The sequence below is a fragment of the Chelativorans alearensis genome (assembly GCF_010993735.1).
Lineage (GTDB): Bacteria > Pseudomonadota > Alphaproteobacteria > Rhizobiales > Rhizobiaceae > Chelativorans > Chelativorans alearense.
Window position 1 is genome coordinate 171,295 of sequence record NZ_WQNI01000002.1, and the last position, 17,557, is coordinate 188,851.

Consider the following 17,557-nt stretch of genomic DNA (forward strand, 5'->3'; position numbering starts at 1 on the left):
GGAGGCATCGCCGGCTGAGGTGAGGGGCGCCCGCATTCCGTGACTCGTCCACCTTCCGGAATGGGTCCCGGACAGTCTCCGCTTCGCTCCGACTTCCGGGATGACGCCCGCGGGTGGGCTTCTTTTGAAATGTTGAAATGCCGGCGCCCCTTCGCGCCCCCTTGTCCTGCCGGACATCTCCCCACACGGGGGAGATTGGCTGTCGCGGCTGTTTTCGCCAATCGCGAATATTGCAGGAGGCCGGCGCTGGGTTGTTCTTCGTCTTGCTTTCAAACGAAAAATGGCGGGCCGAGGCCCGCCATTTGTCTTTGCGCGCGATCGAGTGGCCGTCAGCCCTCGGTCTTCTCGCTCTCGGCGGCCTCCGCAACCGCCTCGGCGGGAGCTTCGGCAGCGGCAGGCTCCTCGGCCGGCGTCTCGGCGGCGGCCTCGGCTTCGGCGGCAGCGGCCTTCGCCTCCTCCTCGGCCTGCTTCGCGGCGGCGAGGCGCTCCTGCGCCTTCTTGCCGGGCTCGGCCTTGTTCGGGTTGTTGCGCTCGGGACGCTTGGCAAGGCCCGCCTGGTCGAGGAAGCGGAGCACGCGGTCGGTCGGCAGGGCGCCGTTGTCGAGCCAATGCTTGATGCGCTCCTCGTTGAGCTTCACGCGCTCGGCGTCCTTGGGCAGCGTCGGGTTCCAGGAGCCGAGCTGCTCGATGAAGCGGCCGTCGCGCGGTGCGCGCACGTCGGCCACGACGACGTGGTAGTAGGGGCGTTTCTTGGAGCCCGCGCGGGCCAGTCGGATTTTCAGTGCCATTGTTCTTCCTTTCGATGATGGCGATCAGGCCGGCACGGCGTGCCGGAAACACAAGCGCGGCTCGCCGCGCAGGGTGGTGGGCGGCAGGGGTGTCGCCCCCAGCCTTTCGACTACCGCCTGGGACGGCAGGTTCTCGGGATGGACGAAGCTCATGAGCGGCGGCAGGCCAAGAAGGTCGTCCTTCCGCCAGCCGCGCAAGACCAGTCGCTCGCTTTCAAGCACGGGTGTCATATCTGCGCCTCGCCCTTTTCCGGTGCACCGTTGCCGTGCTCCTCGGCGATCGCCTCGTGATGGCGGATGACCTCGCGGATGATGAAGTTCAGGAACTTTTCCGCAAAATCGGGGTCGAGTTGCGCTTCGTCCGCCAGCCGGCGCAGCCGGGCGATCTGCGCCTGCTCGCGCGCCGGGTCGGCCGGCGGCAGGCCGTGAGTCGCCTTCAGGACGCCGACCGCCTTGGTGCAGCGGAAGCGCTCGGCGAGCATGTGGAGGAGGGCGGCGTCGATATTGTCGATCGACGCACGCAGCTCCAGGAGCTGCGCCTTGGCAAAATCCTTCTCCGCGTTCATCCCCTCCCCCTATTTCTTCCTCGGCAGGCCCGGCAGGCCTGGCAAGCCGCCACCGCCGCCTCCGGGGAGGCCCGGTAACCCCTTGGGTAACCCTTGCGGAAGGCCGCCGGCACCACCCATCTGTTGCTGCAGCGCCTCGAGCTCTTTCGGGTCCATCTTGGAGAGGTCCGGCATTCCGCCCCCCATGCCGCCAAGGCCCATCTTCTGCGCCATGCCGCCCATCATCCCGCGCATCATGCCGCCCTTTTTGCCCTTGCCGCCCATGGCCTTCATCATGTCGGCCATCTGGCGATGCATCTTAAGGAGCTTGTTGATCTGCGCGGCGTCGGTGCCGGAGCCGGCGGCGATGCGCTTCTTGCGGCTGTGCTTGAGGAGTTCTGGGTTGGCCCTCTCCTTGGGCGTCATCGACTGGATGATGGCGATCTGGCGGCCGAACATCTTGTCGTCGAGGCCGGCGGCGGCGAGCTGATCCTTCATCTTGCCCATGCCCGGCATCATGCCCATGATGCCGCCCATGCCGCCCATTTTCTGCATTTGCGCGAGCTGATCGGCGAGGTCGTTCAGGTCGAACTTGCCGGCCTGCATCTTTTTCGCCATCGCCGCGGCTTTTTCCTGGTCGATGGTCTCTGCCGCCTTCTCGACCAGGGAGACGATGTCGCCCATGCCGAGGATGCGGTCGGCGATGCGCTTGGGATGGAACTCCTCCAGCGCGTCCATCTTCTCGCCGACGCCGATGAGCTTGATCGGCTTGCCGGTGACGGCGCGCATGGAAAGGGCAGCGCCGCCGCGGCCGTCGCCGTCCATGCGAGTCAAGACAAGGCCGGTGATGCCGACCCGCTCGTCGAAGCTTTTCGCCAGGTTCACCGCGTCCTGGCCGGTGAGCGAATCGGCGACCAGCAGGATCTCGTGCGGGTTCGACGTGCGCTTGATGTCGGCCATCTCGACCATCAGCGGCTCATCGATATGGGTGCGGCCGGCGGTGTCGAGGATGACGACGTCGTGGCCGCCGAGCTTGGCCGCCTGCACGGCGCGCCTGGCGATGTCGACGGGGGTCTGATTGGCGACGATGGGGAGCGTGGCGACCGAGACCTGCTCTCCGATCTGGCGCAGCTGCTCCTGGGCGGCGGGGCGGCGCGTGTCGAGCGAGGCCATGAGCACTTTCTTGCCCTGGCGCTCGGTCAGCCGCTTGGCGATCTTTCCGGTGGTGGTCGTCTTACCGGAGCCCTGCAGACCGACCATCATGACGACGACGGGGGCCGGCGCGTTGAGATCGATTGTCTCGCCCTCGGCGCCCAGCATCTCGACCAGTTCGTCGTGGACGATCTTGACGACCATCTGGCCGGGCTTGACGGACTTCAGCACCTCAGCGCCGACGGCCTTCTCGCGCACGCGGTCAGTGAAGGAACGCACCACGTCGAGCGCCACGTCGGCCTCGATCAGCGCCCGGCGCACCTCGCGCAGCGCAGCCGCGACGTCGGCCTCCGACAGGGCGCCGCGCCCGGTCAGGCCGTTCAGGATTGCGCCGAGGCGTTCCTGCAGGTTCTCAAACATCAGCGTTCCTCTTGTCTCGCATCGTCAGACACGAGAGGTAATGCATCCGCGGCCGGGGTTAAACCTCGCGCAAAGCCGAAAAGCACCCGGGGGCGCATCGCGCTGCCGGGTGTTGACCTCCGGGATCGGCCCTTGGAAGGGCGCCCCGGTCGGCTGCTCGGAGTTTGCACTCGTCGCGGAAAGTCGGCGCTTCTAGACAGGAAATAGCGGCGAGTGTCAAGCGGCGGCATGGGATGCCGCAGGGCAAACGCATGAAAACCTGGGCCTACGGCGCCCCTTCGCGTCTACTTTCCCCAATCACCAGCGCAGGCAGCCGGCGCCGTCGGGAGGGCGGCGCCGGGTGGGGGGTGGTCAGGGCATCACGTAGACGACGCGGCGGGTCTCCGGCTCGACGAGGACCGGCTGGCCGTTCACGTAGACGTAGTGGTACTCGTAGCCCGGTACATCGTAGACATCGATCGCCTCGGGCAAGCCTGCGCCGATGCTCACTTCGCCTTCCAGATAGACCGGCTCGACGCGGTTGCGCTCGACATAGGTGATGACCTCGGGCGGCGGTGGGACGGTTTCGACCGCGATCGAACCCGTCACGCTTCTCTCATAGGTGGTAAGCGGCACCGCCTCCGGTGGGCTTTCAACGATGATGCTCTCCGCACCGCTATCGTAACCGGTCGCCAGGTAGCCCGAATAGGCCCAGCCTTCGACGCCGGCATGGTTGATCGAGCACCAGCTGCCACCTTCGTCGCAGCCGTTGATGACGACCTCTTCCGAGGCGCGGATGACATCGACGACCGGGTACTCCGGGCCGGGGCCGCTGCGAAGGTTGAGGTCGGCCGTTGCCGTTGCCGTCTCAACCTGGGCCGCTGCGACGCCCGCGAGCGAAAGCAGCCCCGCTGCCGCTACCGTGCCTTTCAAGATGAGTGACTTCATTTCCGGTCTCCTCACTAGCCTACTCACCAATATGAACTGGAACCGGCGCATTTGGTTCCCGGCGAGCGGCCGCCCCACCTGGGGCAGCCGGCATCAAAGGTGACAACACCATGAATCGCTGGCACAATTCGGCGATTCTATTTTTTACGAGGTACATAAAAATGATTCTGGGGTGGAGGGGGGATTGGCTCGCCGCGACCTTGGTTGTCTCGTTTCTCGTCGCTGGGCCCGCGTTCGCGGGAACATGCGGCAACGGTGCGAACGGTTTCGAAGGCTGGAAAGCGCAATTCATGCAGGAGGCGTCGGCGCGTGGCGTCGGTCCGAGGGCGCTCGATGCGCTTGCGCGGACGCGCTATGCCTCGAAGACGATCGCGGCCGACCGCGGGCAGAAGAGCTTCAAGCTGTCGCTCGACAGCTTCATGCGGAAGCGCGGCGCCAACGCCATCATCTCACGCGGCAGGAGCATGAAGCAAAGGCATGCCGGCCTGCTTTCGGCGATCGAGAGCCGTTACGGCGTTCCGCCGGGGCCGTTGCTTGCCATCTGGGGCATGGAGACCGGGTTCGGCGGTTTTCTCGGCAACCAGAACATCCTTTCTGCCGTCGCCACACTTGCCTATGACTGCCGCCGCTCCGAGTTTTTCACCGGCCATCTCTATGCGGCGCTGGTGCTGGTGGAACGTGGCATTTTGAGCCCTTCGGACGTGGGCGCCGCCCATGGCGAGATCGGGCAGACGCAGTTTCTGCCCGGCAACGCGCTGAATTACGGCGTCGACGGCGACGGCAACGGCCGCATCGACATGATCGGCTCTACGGCCGACGCGCTTGCCTCCACGGCAAACTTCCTGCGTGCCCACGGATGGCAGCCGGGCGCCGGCTATCAGCCTGGCGAGGTCAATTTCCGCGCCTTGCAAGGCTGGAATGCGGCCAGCGTCTATCAGCAGGCCATCGCCATCATGGGCAAGGCGATCGACGGCTGAGCCTCAAATGAAAAGGGCCGCCCCATGGGGACGGCCCTCCGTGTCTTCGTTCCCGGCGCGGCCAGCGACACGACACCGTGGCGCCTTTGCCGCGCGTCATGCGCTTAGCCGAGAGGCTGCTCCCGGAAAAGGCAATCCGCCGAGGCCACGCTGGAACTGAATTCACTCGACATTGGATCACCTCCTTTCGCTTCGTTGAACACCGGCCCAATGTGGACGGTGCGGCGGCATCGTGCAAGGGGAGCGCCGGCTTTTCTTGTTCCGGCAGGGAATGGGTTGCTGAGGAGGCATGCCGCCAGCGGTGACAGGACCGCCGGCGGCGAGTTGCCTACGCCTTCTTGTTCTGCCGGTTCTCGACCAGGTCTTCCACGACGGCCGGATCGGCGAGGGTCGAGGTGTCGCCGAGGGCCTTGAAGTCGTCCTCGGCGATCTTGCGCAGGATGCGGCGCATGATCTTGCCGGAGCGCGTCTTGGGCAGGCTCGGGGCGAACTGGATCTTGTCTGGGGTGGCGATGGGGCCGATCTCGCCGCGTACATGGGCGACAAGCTCCTTCAGGAGCGTGTCGGAGCTCTTCTCCCCGTTCATCAGGGTTACGTAGCAATAGATGCCCTGGCCCTTGATATCGTGCGGATAGCCGACGACGGCGGCTTCCGAGACCTTGGGATGGGCGACGAGGGCCGATTCCACCTCGGCCGTGCCCATGCGGTGACCGGAGACGTTGAGCACGTCGTCGACGCGGCCGGTGATCCAGTAATAGCCGTCGTCGTCGCGGCGGCAGCCGTCGCCGGTGAAATATTTCCCCTTGTAGGTGGAGAAATAGGTCTGCACGAAGCGGTCATGGTCGCCATAGACCGTGCGCATCTGGCCGGGCCAGGAATCGAGGATGCACAGGTTGCCGCTGGCCGCGCCCTCCAGCACCTTGCCGTCACCGTCGACGAGCTCTGGCCGGACGCCGAAGAAGGGCTTCGTGGCGGAGCCCGCCTTCAGGTCGATGGCGCCGGGAAGCGGCGTGATCAGGATGCCGCCGGTCTCGGTCTGCCACCAGGTGTCGACGATCGGCACCTTCTTGTCGCCGACGACGTTGTAGTACCACTCCCAGGCTTCCGGATTGATCGGCTCGCCTACCGTGCCGAGGATGCGCAGGGACTTGCGGGAGGTCTTTTTCACGAAATCGTCGCCGGCGCCCATCAGGGCGCGGATGGCCGTGGGGGCAGTGTAGAAGATGTCGACCTGGTGCTTGTCCACCACCTCCCAGAAACGCGAGGCGTCGGGGTAGTTGGGCACGCCCTCGAACATCAGCGTGGTGGCGCCGTTGGCGAGCGGGCCGTAGACGATGTAGCTGTGGCCGGTCACCCAGCCGACATCGGCCGTGCACCAGAAGACGTCGCCGTCGTGGTAGTCAAAGATGTACTGGTGCGTCATGGAGACATAGACGAGGTAGCCGCCGGTGGTGTGCAGGACGCCCTTCGGCTTGCCGGTGGAGCCCGAGGTGTAGAGGATGAAGAGCGGGTCCTCGGCCTTCATCCTCTCAGGCTTGCAGTCGGGCTTCGCCGCGCGCGTCTCCTCGTGGTACCAGAGGTCGCGGCCGTCCACCCAGCCGATCTTGGCGCCGGTGCGGCGGACCACCAGCACGTGGCGTACCTTGGCGCCCGCCTTTTCGGCGATGGCAATGGCTTTGTCGGTGTTCTCCTTCAGGGGGATCGCCTTGCCGCCGCGCAGACCCTGGTCTGCGGTGATCACGAAATCCGATTTGCAGTCCTCGATGCGGCCGGCCAGCGCATCGGGCGAGAAGCCGCCGAAGACGACGGAATGGATGGCGCCGATGCGGGCGCAGGCGAGCATGGCGTAAGTGGCTTCGGGGATCATCGGCATGTAGATGGTCACCCGGTCGCCCTTCTTGACGCCCTTCGACTTCAGGACGTTGGCGAGCCGGCACACGTGCCCGTAGAGCTCGTTGTAGGTGATCTTCTTGTCGTCGTAAGGGTTGTCGCCCTCCCAGATGATGGCGGTCTGGTCGCCGCGCTTCTTCAAGTGCCGGTCGATGCAGTTGTAGGCGACGTTGGTGACGCCGTCCTCGAACCATTTGATCGACACCTTGCCCTTGAAAGAGGTGTTCTTGACCTTCGTGTAGGGCTTGAACCAGTCGATGCGCTTGCCGTGCTTGCCCCAGAACTTATCCGGATTCTTGATGCTGTCCTTGTACCATTTCTCGTAGGTGCCGCTGTCGATCAGCGCGCGCTTCTTCCAGGCCGGCTTGACGCGATGAACATGCACTTCGGACATTTTTCCTCCTCCAGATGGCATTTGCCGGACGGACGTGCCGGCTTGGGACGCGAGGGCCCCTCGCTTCGCGCGCATTATTACCATTCTGCTGGCGGCGACAACATTAGACAATGGAAGGTCGCGCCAAAGCTGTCAGCAGCCGTCGAGGCATGCTGCTAACATTTTGTAATTCAAGGAACTTTCGGAGGCCATTGAGCATTTTCCGACTGGACGGTCAAGCCGCCGGAGGACAAGATCACGAGGTGTGGGAATCACAGGGCAGGGCCATCATGCGTGAAACCAGAGAGACAGAACTGATGCTGAAGGGCTACGGGCTGACCACGGCAGAGGTGCTCTACCACCTCCCCGACCATCCGCACCTTCTGCAAACCTTCGTCTGGCAGCAATACGACATCGCGCCGAAATTCCCCGCGCTGCGCAAATTCCTCGCCTTCTGGCAGGACTCCATCGACGGGCCGCTGCACTCGGTCACCTACACCCACCGCCGCCTCGTCACGCCGAGCGAATGGCGCAACGTCACGGGAGAGCTGGTGTTGCACTGACGTGGCCGCGACGGCGGTAAGGTCCTAGTGGTGCGATCCTGACAGATGGTACCCATCTGTCAGGACAAATCGCCCCATCGGATCAACAGCTTGTGGGCTGACTTTTCCAAACAGATGGGTACCATCTGTTTGGGTCAGACCACTAGACGACTGGGGGATTGAGGCGGGCAAAGCCTTCCTGGCGCCGATAAGGGAAGTATGGGTAGGGCACCGTGACGCCGCTCGCCTCGTCGAGCCTGGCCATCTGGTCCGGTGCCAGGTTCCATCCCACGGCGCCGAGGTTCTGGCGCAACTGCTCCTCATTGCGTGCACCGACGATGATGGAGGAGACCGTCGGGCGCTGGGCCAGCCAGTTCAGCGCCACCTGGGGGACGGTCTTGCCGATCTCTCCAGCGACTTCCTCCAGGGCCTCGACCACCCGGAAAAGATGCTCGTCCTCCACCGGAGGGCCGAACTTGGCCGTATCGTGCAGGCGGCTTCCCGCAGGCAATGGCGCGCCGCGGCGGATCTTGCCGGTGAGGCGACCCCAGCCAAGCGGGCTCCAGACAAGGGCGCCGACGCCCTGGTCGAGACCGAGCGGCATCAGCTCCCATTCGTAGTCGCGGCCGATCAGCGAATAGTAGACCTGATGCGCGACGTAGCGCGGCCAGCCGTGCCTTTCCGCCACGGAAAGCGACTTCATCAACTGCCAACCGGAGAAATTGGACACGCCGACATAGCGCAGCTTGCCGGCGCGAACGAGGACGTCGAGGGTGGCCAGCACCTCCTCGACGGGCGTGCCGGCATCGAAGGCGTGAAGCTGCAGGAGGTCGATATAGTCCGTGCCGAGGCGGCGCAGCGCGTCCTCCACCGCGCGGACGAGGCGCGAGCGGGAGGAGCCGGCATCGTTCGGCCCGTCGCCCATGGGCAGCGTCGTCTTGGTGGAGATCAGCACGTCGCTGCGGCGTCCCTCGATCGCTTTGCCGAGCACCTCTTCGGAGGCGCCGTTCGAATAGACGTCGGCAGTGTCGAAGAGCGTGACGCCGGCATCCAGGCAGATGTCAAGGAGGCGGCGCGCTTCGGCCGCATCGGTGGTGCCCCAGGCACCAAAGAGGGGGCCGGTGCCGCCGAACGTTCCGGTACCGAAACCAAGCAGGGGAACCTTGAGACCGGATGTGCCGAGATGTCGATATTCCATGATGTTTCTCCGTGTTTACGAGTGGTTGGAGGAAGGGTTCAGGCGCAGCCGCGGGGCACCAGTGCCGCGGCACGTTCCAGGCGTATGCTGGCAAGGGCGACGCCCAGCGCGGCGATGGGCACAAGTCCCGCCACCAGCGGTAGTGCGGCGAGGCCCGGCCCGTGATCGATGACGAGACCCCCGAGCCAGGCGCCGGTGGCATTGCCGAGATTGAAGGCGGCGATGTTGAAGCTGGAGGCGAGGCCCTGACCGGCACCCTCTGCCTTCTCCAGCACCCACATCTGCAGGGGCGGGACAGTGGAAAAGGCGGCAGCGCCGAAGAGGCCTATGGCGAGGACGGCGAGCAGGCGGTCGTTCACCGCGAATCCGAGCAGGAAGAGGGCGGCGGCAAGGGCGAGGAGCGTACCCAGGACCGCCGGCACCAGCCTCAAGTCTGCGAGCCGCCCGCCGAGCAGGTTTCCGGCGATGAGGCCGACACCGAAGACGAGCAGGATGGGCGACACCGCGGTCTCGGGAAAGCCGGTGACCTGCGTGAGGATCGGCGCGATGTAGGTGAAGGCGGCGAACACGCCGACCCAGCTCAAGACGGTCGTCAGCAGGCCAAGCCACACCTGCGGACGAGCCAGAACGGCAAGACCGTTTCCGGCGCTGTCGCTTGCTTCGGCCTTTTCCTCGCGCGGCACCAGCAGGGCGATCACGGCAATAGCGGCAAGCCCGATGAGGGTGACCGCCCAGAACGTGGCACGCCAACCGAAGGCCTGACCGAGCCAGGTGCCGAAGGGCACGCCGAGAATATTGGCGACGGTCAGGCCGGTGAACATGATGGCGATGGCCGAGGCCTTGCGGCGCGGCGCGACAAGGCCGGTCGCCACCACGGAGCCGATGCCGAAGAAGGAGGCGTGCGCGAAAGCGGTCAGCACGCGGGCGGCCATAAGCGTCCAGTAGTCAGGGGCGAGCGCGCAGGCGAGGTTGCCGAGGGTGAAGACGACCATCAGCGCCATGAGCAGCGTCTTGCGCGGCCAGCGGCCGGTCAGCGCGCCGAGCAGTGGTGCGCCGGCCACGACTCCGAGTGCATAGCCGGTGATGAGCAATCCCGCCGCGGAAATCGAAACGCCGAGATCGGCGCTGACCTCCAGAAGCAGGCCCATGATGACGAACTCGGTAACGCCGATGCCGAAGGCGCCGGCGGTAAGAGCGTAGAGTGCAAGTGGCATGCGGTGATCCCCTCACTTGAACGGCGAAGCCGCGCCGCACCGGCGGCGCACGTGGTGGGAACGTAGATGGACGTGCGGCGATTGGTGATGTAGACCGCCGGAAGGAAAATGATTTGTGATATGAGTTCACAAATGACTCAAAGCGAAACCAACCGGCTGCGAGAGATCGAGGTGTTCGTGCAGGTGGTGGAGGCGCAGGGCTTTTCCGCGGCGGCACGGCGCCTGCGGATGACGCCGTCGGCCGTCAGCAAGCTGATCGCGCGGCTCGAAGAGCGGCTTGGCGTATCGCTCGTCCGGCGCTCCACGCGACGCCTGCAGGTGACGCCGGAAGGCGCGGCTTTCTACGAGGCCGGCATGCGCATTCTGAGCGAGGTCGCGGCGGCGGAACGGGAGGCGGCGGCAGGGGCAGCGCCGCGTGGGCGCCTGCGCGTCAACAGCAACGTCCCCTTCGGGCATCACTGGCTGATCCCCCTCCTGCCGAAGTTTCAGACGCTTTATCCAGACGTGGCGGTCGACATCGCTTTGACGGACCGTGTGGTCGACCTGATCGAGGAGCGGGCTGATCTGGCCATCCGCACCGGGCCGCTGAAGGCGCCCAACCTGATCGCGCGCAAGCTCATTCAGACCCCAATGTCCGTCGTGGCGGCACCATCCTATCTCCATGCGCACGGGACGCCTCGGAAGCCTGCCGACCTTGAGAGGCACAGGCTGCTGGGGTTCTGCTTTTCGCGCATTTTCGAGGGCTGGCCTTTCCTCGACGAGGAGGGGAGGCCGATCGTCGTCCAGCCGAGCGGCGGCTCGTTGATCAGCGATGGCGAGGCCATGCGTCTTGCCGCGCTCGCCGGAGCCGGAATCGCGCGCCTGGCCCATTGGCACCTACGGGCCGATATCGAGGCCGGACGGCTGGTGCCGCTTCTGGAGGACTACAATCCGGGCGACGAGGAAACCTTCTATGCCGTCTATGTCGGCCATGGACGGTATCTGCCGGCGCGGGTGCGGGCGTTCCTGGACTTCCTGGTGGAAGAGATCAATCTCGATTGAGGCGTTTTGGACGCAAGCGGCATTTTAGCCGACGATGTGTGCCAGCACCGCAAAGGCGAGCATGCCGAATGCCACCGCCGCGAGCGGGAGCAGTATCTCCACCGTCGCGATATAGCCCTTGACCGGCTTGTCGGCGACGTCGACGTAGGTTTTCGCCCAGCGCTCGAAGCTGTCTCTTTTTGCCGGGCGTGCCGAGGGATGTTGCCTCCGGAGGCGGCCGGCTGTCGAAGCAAGGCCGACGCAGAATGCGAGGAATGCCGTTACGACGAACAGCAGATAATCGGTATATTCCCGCCCCGAGAAACCGTACCAAACGGCCAGCACGTAAAGCGCCGTCAAACCGACGACTGCGCGGTAAACGCCGGGGTGAAGGCCGGTGGTGCGTCTGTTTGAAACACGTTTCATCGTGTCCTCCTTGGCCAAGGCCAGGAAGCCCACACGCCGGATAGCTTGTGGGCTAACCGGCCGATGACAAGAATCTGGGACTGCGGCGCCCGGCGTGCATGGGACAGAGTGACGCGAAACGCTGCTATCTTTTGACGCGGCTGCCGAAGATGGCCGTGCCGACACGGACGGCGGTGGCCCCGAAGGCGATCGCCGTCTCGTAGTCGGCCGACATGCCCATTGAGAGCTTTTCGACACCGGCCTCGCAGGCGAGGTTTTCCAGCAATGCGAAATGGGGGCCGGGGTTCTCGTCGATGGGTGGGATGCACATCAGGCCCTCGATTTCCAGGCCGTGCACATTGCGGCAGCGGGCGACGAAGGCTGCGGTCTCGCGTGGGTCTATGCCGGCCTTCTGCTCCTCGAGGCCGGTGTTGACCTGGACATAGAGGCGCGGGTGGCGGCCTTGCCTGGCCGTCTCGGAGGCGAGGGTGGCGGCGATCTTTTCGCGGTCGACCGTCTCGATCACGTCGAACAGAGCCACGGCCTCCCTGGCCTTGTTGGACTGCAAGGGGCCGATCAGGTGCAACTCGATGTCGGGGAAAGCCTCCTTGAGAGCCGGCCATTTGCTTAAAGCTTCCTGCACGCGGTTTTCGCCGAAGACGCGCTGGCCGGCCTCGATCGCCGGGCGAATCCGCTCGACGGGGAAGGTTTTCGACACGGCGACGAGCGTCACGTCTTCCGGCGGGCGGGAGGCGGCGCGGGCGGCCTCGGCTATTTTTTCGCGGACGGTGCGGAGGTTGTGAGCGGCGTCGGTCATGGTGGATTCAGAAAGGTCTTCGGGTCTCGTCGCGGGCGGGAACGACCAGTGGTGCGATCCTGACAGATGGTCCCCATCTGCCAGGACAAATCGCCCCACCAGATTAATAGCTTGTGGGCTGACTTCTCCAAACAGACGGGTACCATCTGTTTGGGTCAGACCACTAGCCGGAGTTGACGGTTGTCGCAAACCGTGGTGAAGGTCCGCCGGAAAATTCTCGTCTCTTACTTACGTGAAATACCTGGCATGGCAACCGAACGTTACAATCCGCGCGCATCCGAACCCCGCTGGCAGAAAGCGTGGGAGGAGGCGCGCCTGTTCGAAGCCTCCAACGAGGACGAGCGGCCGACCTACTACGTGCTCGAGATGTTTCCCTACCCATCGGGGCGCATCCATATCGGGCACACGCGCAACTACACGATGGGCGACGTGGTGGCGCGCTACAAGCGGGCAAAGGGCTTCAGCGTGCTGCATCCGATGGGGTGGGACGCCTTCGGCATGCCGGCGGAGAACGCGGCCATACAGAACAAGGTCCATCCCAAGGAATGGACTTACCAGAACATCGCGGCGATGCGCGGCCAGCTCAAGATGATGGGCCTTTCGCTCGACTGGAGCCGCGAGTTCGCCACGTGCGACGTGGACTACTACCACCGCCAGCAGATGCTGTTCCTCGACTTCCACGAGAAGGGGCTGGTGACGCGGAAGACCTCGAAGGTGAACTGGGACCCCGTGGACCAGACGGTGCTCGCCAACGAGCAGGTGATCGACGGGCGCGGCTGGCGCTCCGGCGCCGAGGTGGAGCAGCGCGAGCTGGCGCAGTGGTTCTTCAAGATCACCGACTATTCGGAAGACCTGCTTCAGGCGATCGACGGGCTCGACGAATGGCCGGAGAAGGTGCGGCTGATGCAGCGCAACTGGATCGGCCGGTCCGAGGGGCTGTCGATCCGCTGGGCGCTGGTCGAGGAGACCGCGCCTAAGAGCGAAAAGGAGCTGGAGGTCTATACGACGCGGCCGGACACCATCTTCGGCGCCTCCTTCATGGCCATTGCACCCGACCATCCGCTGGCGAAGAAGGCGGCCGAGGGGAACGCGGAGCTGGCGGCCTTCATCGAGGAATGCCGGCGCATCGGCACGTCGGCCGCCGCCCTGGAGACGGCGGAGAAGAAGGGTTTCGATACGGGTATCAAGGTGCGCCACCCGTTCGACCCGAAATGGACGCTGCCGGTCTATGTGGCCAATTTCGTGCTGATGGAATATGGCACGGGCGCCATCTTCGGCTGTCCGTCGGGCGATCAGCGCGACCTCGACTTCGCCAACAAATACGGCCTGCCGGTTATCCCGGTGGTGATGCCGGAAGGGGCCGACCCGGCGACCTTCCAGATCACCGAGGAATCCTATTCGGACGACGGCGTGATGCTCAATTCGCGCTTCCTCGACGGCATGACGAACGATCAGGCCTTCGAGGAGGTGGCGAAGCGGCTGGAAAAGGAGATGCTGGACGGCCGGCCCGTGGGGACGCGCGAGGTGAACTTCCGCCTGCGCGACTGGGGCGTCTCGCGTCAGCGCTATTGGGGCTGCCCAATCCCCATGATCCATTGCGATGCCTGCGGCGTGGTGCCGGTGCCGAAGGCGGACCTGCCCGTCAGGTTGCCGGACGATGTGGACTTCGACCGGCCGGGCAATCCGCTCGACCGGCATCCCACCTGGCGGCACGTCAAATGCCCGAAATGCAGGGCGGATGCGCGGCGCGAGACGGACACGATGGACACCTTCGTCGATTCGTCCTGGTATTTCATCCGCTTCGCCTCGCCGCACGCGCAGACGCCGACCGAGCGCGAGGCGGTGAACCGGTGGCTGCCGGTGGACCAGTATATCGGCGGCATCGAGCACGCCATCCTGCATCTGCTCTATTCGCGCTTCTTCACCCGCGCCATGCGGGCGACCGGGCACCTTGACCTGGACGAGCCGTTCAAGGGCCTGTTCACGCAAGGAATGGTAGTGCACGAGACCTATCGCGCGGCGGACGGGCGCTGGCTGGCGCCGGGCGAGGTGCGTCTCGAAGGGACGGGCGAAGGGCGCAAGGCCATCGAGATCGCCACCGGCGACGAGGTGGCGATCGGCTCGCTGGAAAAGATGTCGAAGTCGAAGAAGAACACGGTAAGCCCGGAGGACATTACCGAGTCCTTCGGCGCCGACACGGCGCGCTGGTTCATGCTGTCCGATTCGCCGCCCGACCGCGACGTGGAATGGACGGACGAAGGGGCGGCGGGCGCGCACCGCTTCGTGCAGCGCGTGTGGCGGCTGGTGAACGAGGCGGCGCCTGCCGTTGCGGATGCTTCGCCGCGTGCGGCGAAGACAGGGGAGGCCGCCGCTATCTCCAAGCCGGCGCACAAGGCGCTGAAGGCGGTTGGCGAGGATATCGAGCGGCTGGCCTTCAACCGCGCGATCGCCCGCATACACGAATTGGTCAACGAGCTTCAGGCGCCGTTCTCCGGCCTGGGCGGGGCCGACGGCGATGCCCGCGCGGCGGCCCGGGAGGCAGTGGAGATCCTGATCCACCTGGTTGCGCCCTTCATGCCGCATCTGGCGGAGGAGTGCTGGGCGAGGATCGGCGGAAACAGCCTGGTCGCCGCCGGCGCCTGGCCCGACTACGATGCCGATCTCGTTGTGGACAACGACATCGTGCTGCCGGTGCAGATCAACGGCAAGAAGCGTGGGGATTTGACAATCGCCCGCGACGCGGATCAAGCTGCCGTCGAAAAAGCGGTCCTCGGGCTCGATTTCGTGCAGAAGGCGCTGGGCGGCGCCGCTCCGCGCAAGGTGATCGTGGTTCCGCAACGAATCGTCAACGTCGTCGCCTGAGGGGTAAGCCCGTGAACGCCACCATCCGCGCTCTGGCCCTGGCCGGCTCAGGCCTCCTGCTGATGATCGCCGCCGGCTGCACGGTGCGGCCGATGCTGGCCGAGTATACACCCGGCACGGCGGGGCAGGAGGCGGTCGCGGAGCTCAACTCCATTTCCGTGGCGCCTGTCTCCACGCGTTTTGCCCAACAGGTGCGCAATCATCTCGTTTTCCTGCTTCATGGCGGGGCCAGCGAGCCGGCGAAGCCCGAATACAAGCTCGACCTCACGGTAGCCCGCGGCGTCGGCTCGTCCGTGCAGATCCAGCGCGGAAGCGAGAACGAACCGACCGCCGGCACAGTCACCCTGACGGGGCGATACCGCATCACCGACAGTGTGACCGGCAAGGAGGTGGGCAACGGAACGCAACGTGTGAACGCCTTCTTCGACCGTCCGCCCCAGGAATTCGCCGTGCTGCGCGCCCAGCGCGACGCGGAGGACCGGGCCGCGCGGGAGTTGGCGGAATTTATCCACCTTGCCGTGGCCCAGGATCTGGCAAGGCTGGACGTGCGCTAGGCGGGCTGTGCTATGATGCCATCATGGCTTCAGGAAACCACATCATGTCCGCTTGTAATCGGTAGGGTCGTCATTGCGTCGTCATAGTTTTCGGTGAAACAGCCGCTAACGGAGTGCTTCGCTTATGGATTTTCACACGACGCTCATGTCGGTCGCCGGAGTGCTGGGAAATCGTGTGCTCAAGCGTGACGCGCTCGCCGCAAAAGAGGCTCCGCATATCGTCGACCAGCTCATTGCGGAGCGCACCACCCATCTTTCACGGCATCCCCTGTGGCCGGTGGCGCGGCCGCTGCTCTACCGCTACTTCCATTACCGGCAGGCGCTGGCCATGGCCGACGAGATCGCCGAGCTTTCCGGCTGGGACGCTTTCACCTATATCAGCACGTTGCTTTCGCTGAATGTCTCCGCCCATGGCACGGAGAACATCCCGGCGACGGGCGGGTTCATCCTAGCGCCGACGCACCCCACGGGCATTGCAGACGGCATCGCCGTCTTCGACCTGATGAAAGAGCGGCGGCCGGATCTGGCCATCTTCGCCAATCGAGATGCATTGCGCGTCAATCCGCGCTTCCGCGATCTTATTATCCCGGTGGAATGGCGCCCTGGCGTGAAATCCCACGCCAAGAGCCGCGATACGCTGGAGATGACGGCGAAGTCCTTCGCCGAGGCCAAGGCCATCGTGCTGTTTCCGGCCGGTCGCATCGCCTATTGGAACGAGGACAAGCTGACCGAGCGGCCCTGGCAGCCCTCGGTGGTGGCGCTGGCGCGGCGGTACGAGGTGCCGGTAATCCCGGTCAACATCACGGCACGCAATTCGGGCCTGTTCTATCTCTTGTCCAAATACTCGGCGGAGCTGCGCGACATGACGCTGTTCCACGAGCTTCTGAACAAGAAGGGCCGCGATTTTCACATGACCATCGGCAAGCCGATCGCACCGGATCTGCTGGATGGCGAGCCGGCGGATGTCGCCGCGGCGCTTCAGGCGCATGCGCTTACCCGGCTGGCGGAGAACCCGGCGGTGGAATTTGGCGCCGGTTGTCAGCCGAGCGCAGCCTGATCTATAGCGCGTCATTCGGGAAGCCGGAGCGAAACAGATGCTGTCCGGAACCCATTCCGGAACGCAGATGTCACGGAATGGATCCCGGACAAGCCTTCGGCTTTCCGGGATGACGACCTGCGAGAGAAGCCTTTACCCGATCTTCTGCCCGGTCTTTGCCCAGTCGGCGAGGAAGGCTTCCAGTCCCTTGTCGGTGAGCGGGTGCTTGACCAGGGCCTTCAGCACCGACGGCGGGACCGTCGCGACGTCGGCGCCGATGAGGGCGGCCTGCTTGACGTGGTTCATGGTGCGGATGGAGGCGGCGAGGATTTCCGTGTCGAAATCGTAGTTGTCGTAGATGGTACGGATCTCCGAGATCAGCTCCATGCCGTCGATGCCCGTATCGTCCAGCCGGCCGATGAAGGGCGAGATGAAGGTGGCGCCGGCTTTGGCGGCAAGCAGTGCCTGGTTGGCCGAGAAGCACAGCGTGACGTTGACCTTGCGGCCGCTGCCGGTCAGCGCCTTGCAGGCCTTCAGGCCGTCCATCGTGAGCGGCACCTTGATGCAGATGTTGTCGGCGATCTCCGACAGGATGTCGGCCTCGCGCATCATCTCCTCGAATTCCACCGCCGTCACCTCGGCCGAGACAGGGCCGTCGACGATGTCGCAGATCTCCTTGGTGACCTCGAGAATGGGGCGGCCGGACTTCATGATCAGCGACGGGTTGGTGGTCACCCCGTCGAGAAGCCCGGTCTCGCTGAGCTCGCGGATTTCGTTGACGTCGGCTGTGTCGACGAAGAACTTCATGTCTGTCTCCTTAGCTTGCTTGGCCGGGCC

17 protein-coding genes are annotated in these 17,557 nt (G+C 64.9%); 6 read left to right on the forward strand and 11 right to left on the reverse strand.

Going from position 1 to position 17,557, the window contains the following annotated elements; genetic code table 11:
* Positions 1 to 329: 329 nt before the first annotated feature.
* The 5 genes from rpsP to GPJ75_RS03635 all read right to left on the reverse strand — a co-directional run bounded on the left by rpsP (position 330) and on the right by GPJ75_RS03635 (position 3,832).
* Positions 330 to 788 carry a 30S ribosomal protein S16 gene (gene rpsP, locus GPJ75_RS03615; RefSeq protein ID WP_163265233.1) on the reverse strand — a complete coding sequence of 153 codons (459 nt, stop codon included), beginning with the start codon at positions 786 to 788 and terminating at the stop codon, positions 330 to 332.
* Positions 789 to 812: 24 nt separating this feature from the next.
* Positions 813 to 1,019 carry a GNAT family protein gene (locus GPJ75_RS03620; protein ID WP_163265235.1) on the reverse strand — a complete coding sequence of 69 codons (207 nt, stop codon included), beginning with the start codon at positions 1,017 to 1,019 and terminating at the stop codon, positions 813 to 815.
* A complete protein-coding gene (locus tag GPJ75_RS03625) occupies positions 1,016 to 1,354 on the reverse strand; it encodes a chorismate mutase (RefSeq protein WP_163265237.1) in 339 nt (112 codons plus the stop codon). Before GPJ75_RS03625 ends, GPJ75_RS03620 begins: the two co-directional genes overlap by 4 nt.
* Positions 1,355 to 1,363: 9 nt before the next feature.
* Positions 1,364 to 2,905: a signal recognition particle protein gene (gene ffh / locus GPJ75_RS03630; protein ID WP_163265240.1), complete on the reverse strand. Its 1,542-nt coding sequence runs from the start codon at positions 2,903 to 2,905 to the stop codon at positions 1,364 to 1,366.
* Between the two features lie 351 nt (positions 2,906 to 3,256).
* Positions 3,257 to 3,832, reverse strand: a complete 576-nt coding sequence (locus tag GPJ75_RS03635) for a DUF1236 domain-containing protein (RefSeq protein ID WP_163265242.1) — start codon at positions 3,830 to 3,832, stop codon at positions 3,257 to 3,259.
* A gap of 161 nt (positions 3,833 to 3,993) precedes the next feature.
* Here GPJ75_RS03635 and GPJ75_RS03640 point away from each other — a divergent pair, with 161 nt between their 5' ends.
* Positions 3,994 to 4,809, forward strand: coding sequence for a lytic murein transglycosylase (locus GPJ75_RS03640; RefSeq protein WP_163265244.1), 816 nt, complete (start codon positions 3,994 to 3,996; stop codon positions 4,807 to 4,809).
* 328 nt (positions 4,810 to 5,137) lie between these two features.
* On the opposite strand, the gene acs is transcribed toward GPJ75_RS03640, so the two are convergent.
* Positions 5,138 to 7,093: an acetate--CoA ligase gene (gene acs / locus GPJ75_RS03645; RefSeq protein WP_163265246.1), complete on the reverse strand. Its 1,956-nt coding sequence runs from the start codon at positions 7,091 to 7,093 to the stop codon at positions 5,138 to 5,140.
* 269 nt (positions 7,094 to 7,362) lie between these two features.
* On the opposite strand from acs, the gene GPJ75_RS03650 reads away from it, so the two are divergent.
* On the forward strand, positions 7,363 to 7,635 hold the full coding sequence (locus GPJ75_RS03650) for an usg protein (RefSeq protein WP_163265248.1): 273 nt from the start codon (positions 7,363 to 7,365) through the stop codon (positions 7,633 to 7,635).
* 142 nt (positions 7,636 to 7,777) lie between these two features.
* Here GPJ75_RS03650 and GPJ75_RS03655 read toward each other — a convergent pair whose 3' ends face one another.
* Entirely contained in the window at positions 7,778 to 8,812 is a 1,035-nt protein-coding gene (locus GPJ75_RS03655; RefSeq protein ID WP_163265250.1) for an aldo/keto reductase, read from the reverse strand.
* A 38-nt stretch (positions 8,813 to 8,850) separates the two neighbouring features.
* Complete coding sequence (locus GPJ75_RS03660) at positions 8,851 to 10,026, reverse strand: MFS transporter (RefSeq protein WP_163265252.1); 1,176 nt, start codon at positions 10,024 to 10,026, stop codon at positions 8,851 to 8,853.
* A 132-nt stretch (positions 10,027 to 10,158) separates the two neighbouring features.
* Here GPJ75_RS03660 and GPJ75_RS03665 point away from each other — a divergent pair, with 132 nt between their 5' ends.
* Complete coding sequence (locus GPJ75_RS03665; protein WP_163265255.1) at positions 10,159 to 11,067, forward strand: LysR family transcriptional regulator; 909 nt, start codon at positions 10,159 to 10,161, stop codon at positions 11,065 to 11,067.
* Between the two features lie 24 nt (positions 11,068 to 11,091).
* Here the strand turns inward: GPJ75_RS03665 and GPJ75_RS03670 are convergent, their stop codons facing one another.
* Both GPJ75_RS03670 and GPJ75_RS03675 read right to left on the reverse strand, forming a co-directional pair.
* Positions 11,092 to 11,472 (reverse strand): hypothetical protein, encoded by a 381-nt coding sequence (locus GPJ75_RS03670; RefSeq protein ID WP_163265257.1) that lies wholly within the window; start codon positions 11,470 to 11,472, stop codon positions 11,092 to 11,094.
* 124 nt (positions 11,473 to 11,596) lie between these two features.
* Positions 11,597 to 12,268, reverse strand: a complete 672-nt coding sequence (locus GPJ75_RS03675) for a YggS family pyridoxal phosphate-dependent enzyme (protein ID WP_163265259.1) — start codon at positions 12,266 to 12,268, stop codon at positions 11,597 to 11,599.
* 246 nt (positions 12,269 to 12,514) lie between these two features.
* Here GPJ75_RS03675 and leuS point away from each other — a divergent pair, with 246 nt between their 5' ends.
* The 3 genes from leuS to GPJ75_RS03690 all read left to right on the forward strand — a co-directional run bounded on the left by leuS (position 12,515) and on the right by GPJ75_RS03690 (position 16,741).
* Positions 12,515 to 15,130, forward strand: coding sequence for a leucine--tRNA ligase (gene leuS / locus GPJ75_RS03680; RefSeq protein ID WP_163265261.1), 2,616 nt, complete (start codon positions 12,515 to 12,517; stop codon positions 15,128 to 15,130).
* An 11-nt stretch (positions 15,131 to 15,141) separates the two neighbouring features.
* Positions 15,142 to 15,684 (forward strand): LPS assembly lipoprotein LptE, encoded by a 543-nt coding sequence (locus GPJ75_RS03685; RefSeq protein ID WP_246248894.1) that lies wholly within the window; start codon positions 15,142 to 15,144, stop codon positions 15,682 to 15,684.
* Between the two features lie 124 nt (positions 15,685 to 15,808).
* Positions 15,809 to 16,741 carry a GNAT family N-acetyltransferase gene (locus GPJ75_RS03690; protein ID WP_163265263.1) on the forward strand — a complete coding sequence of 311 codons (933 nt, stop codon included), beginning with the start codon at positions 15,809 to 15,811 and terminating at the stop codon, positions 16,739 to 16,741.
* Positions 16,742 to 16,873: 132 nt separating this feature from the next.
* On the opposite strand, the gene fsa is transcribed toward GPJ75_RS03690, so the two are convergent.
* Positions 16,874 to 17,527: a fructose-6-phosphate aldolase gene (gene fsa, locus GPJ75_RS03695; protein ID WP_163265265.1), complete on the reverse strand. Its 654-nt coding sequence runs from the start codon at positions 17,525 to 17,527 to the stop codon at positions 16,874 to 16,876.
* Positions 17,528 to 17,557 lie beyond the last annotated feature (30 nt).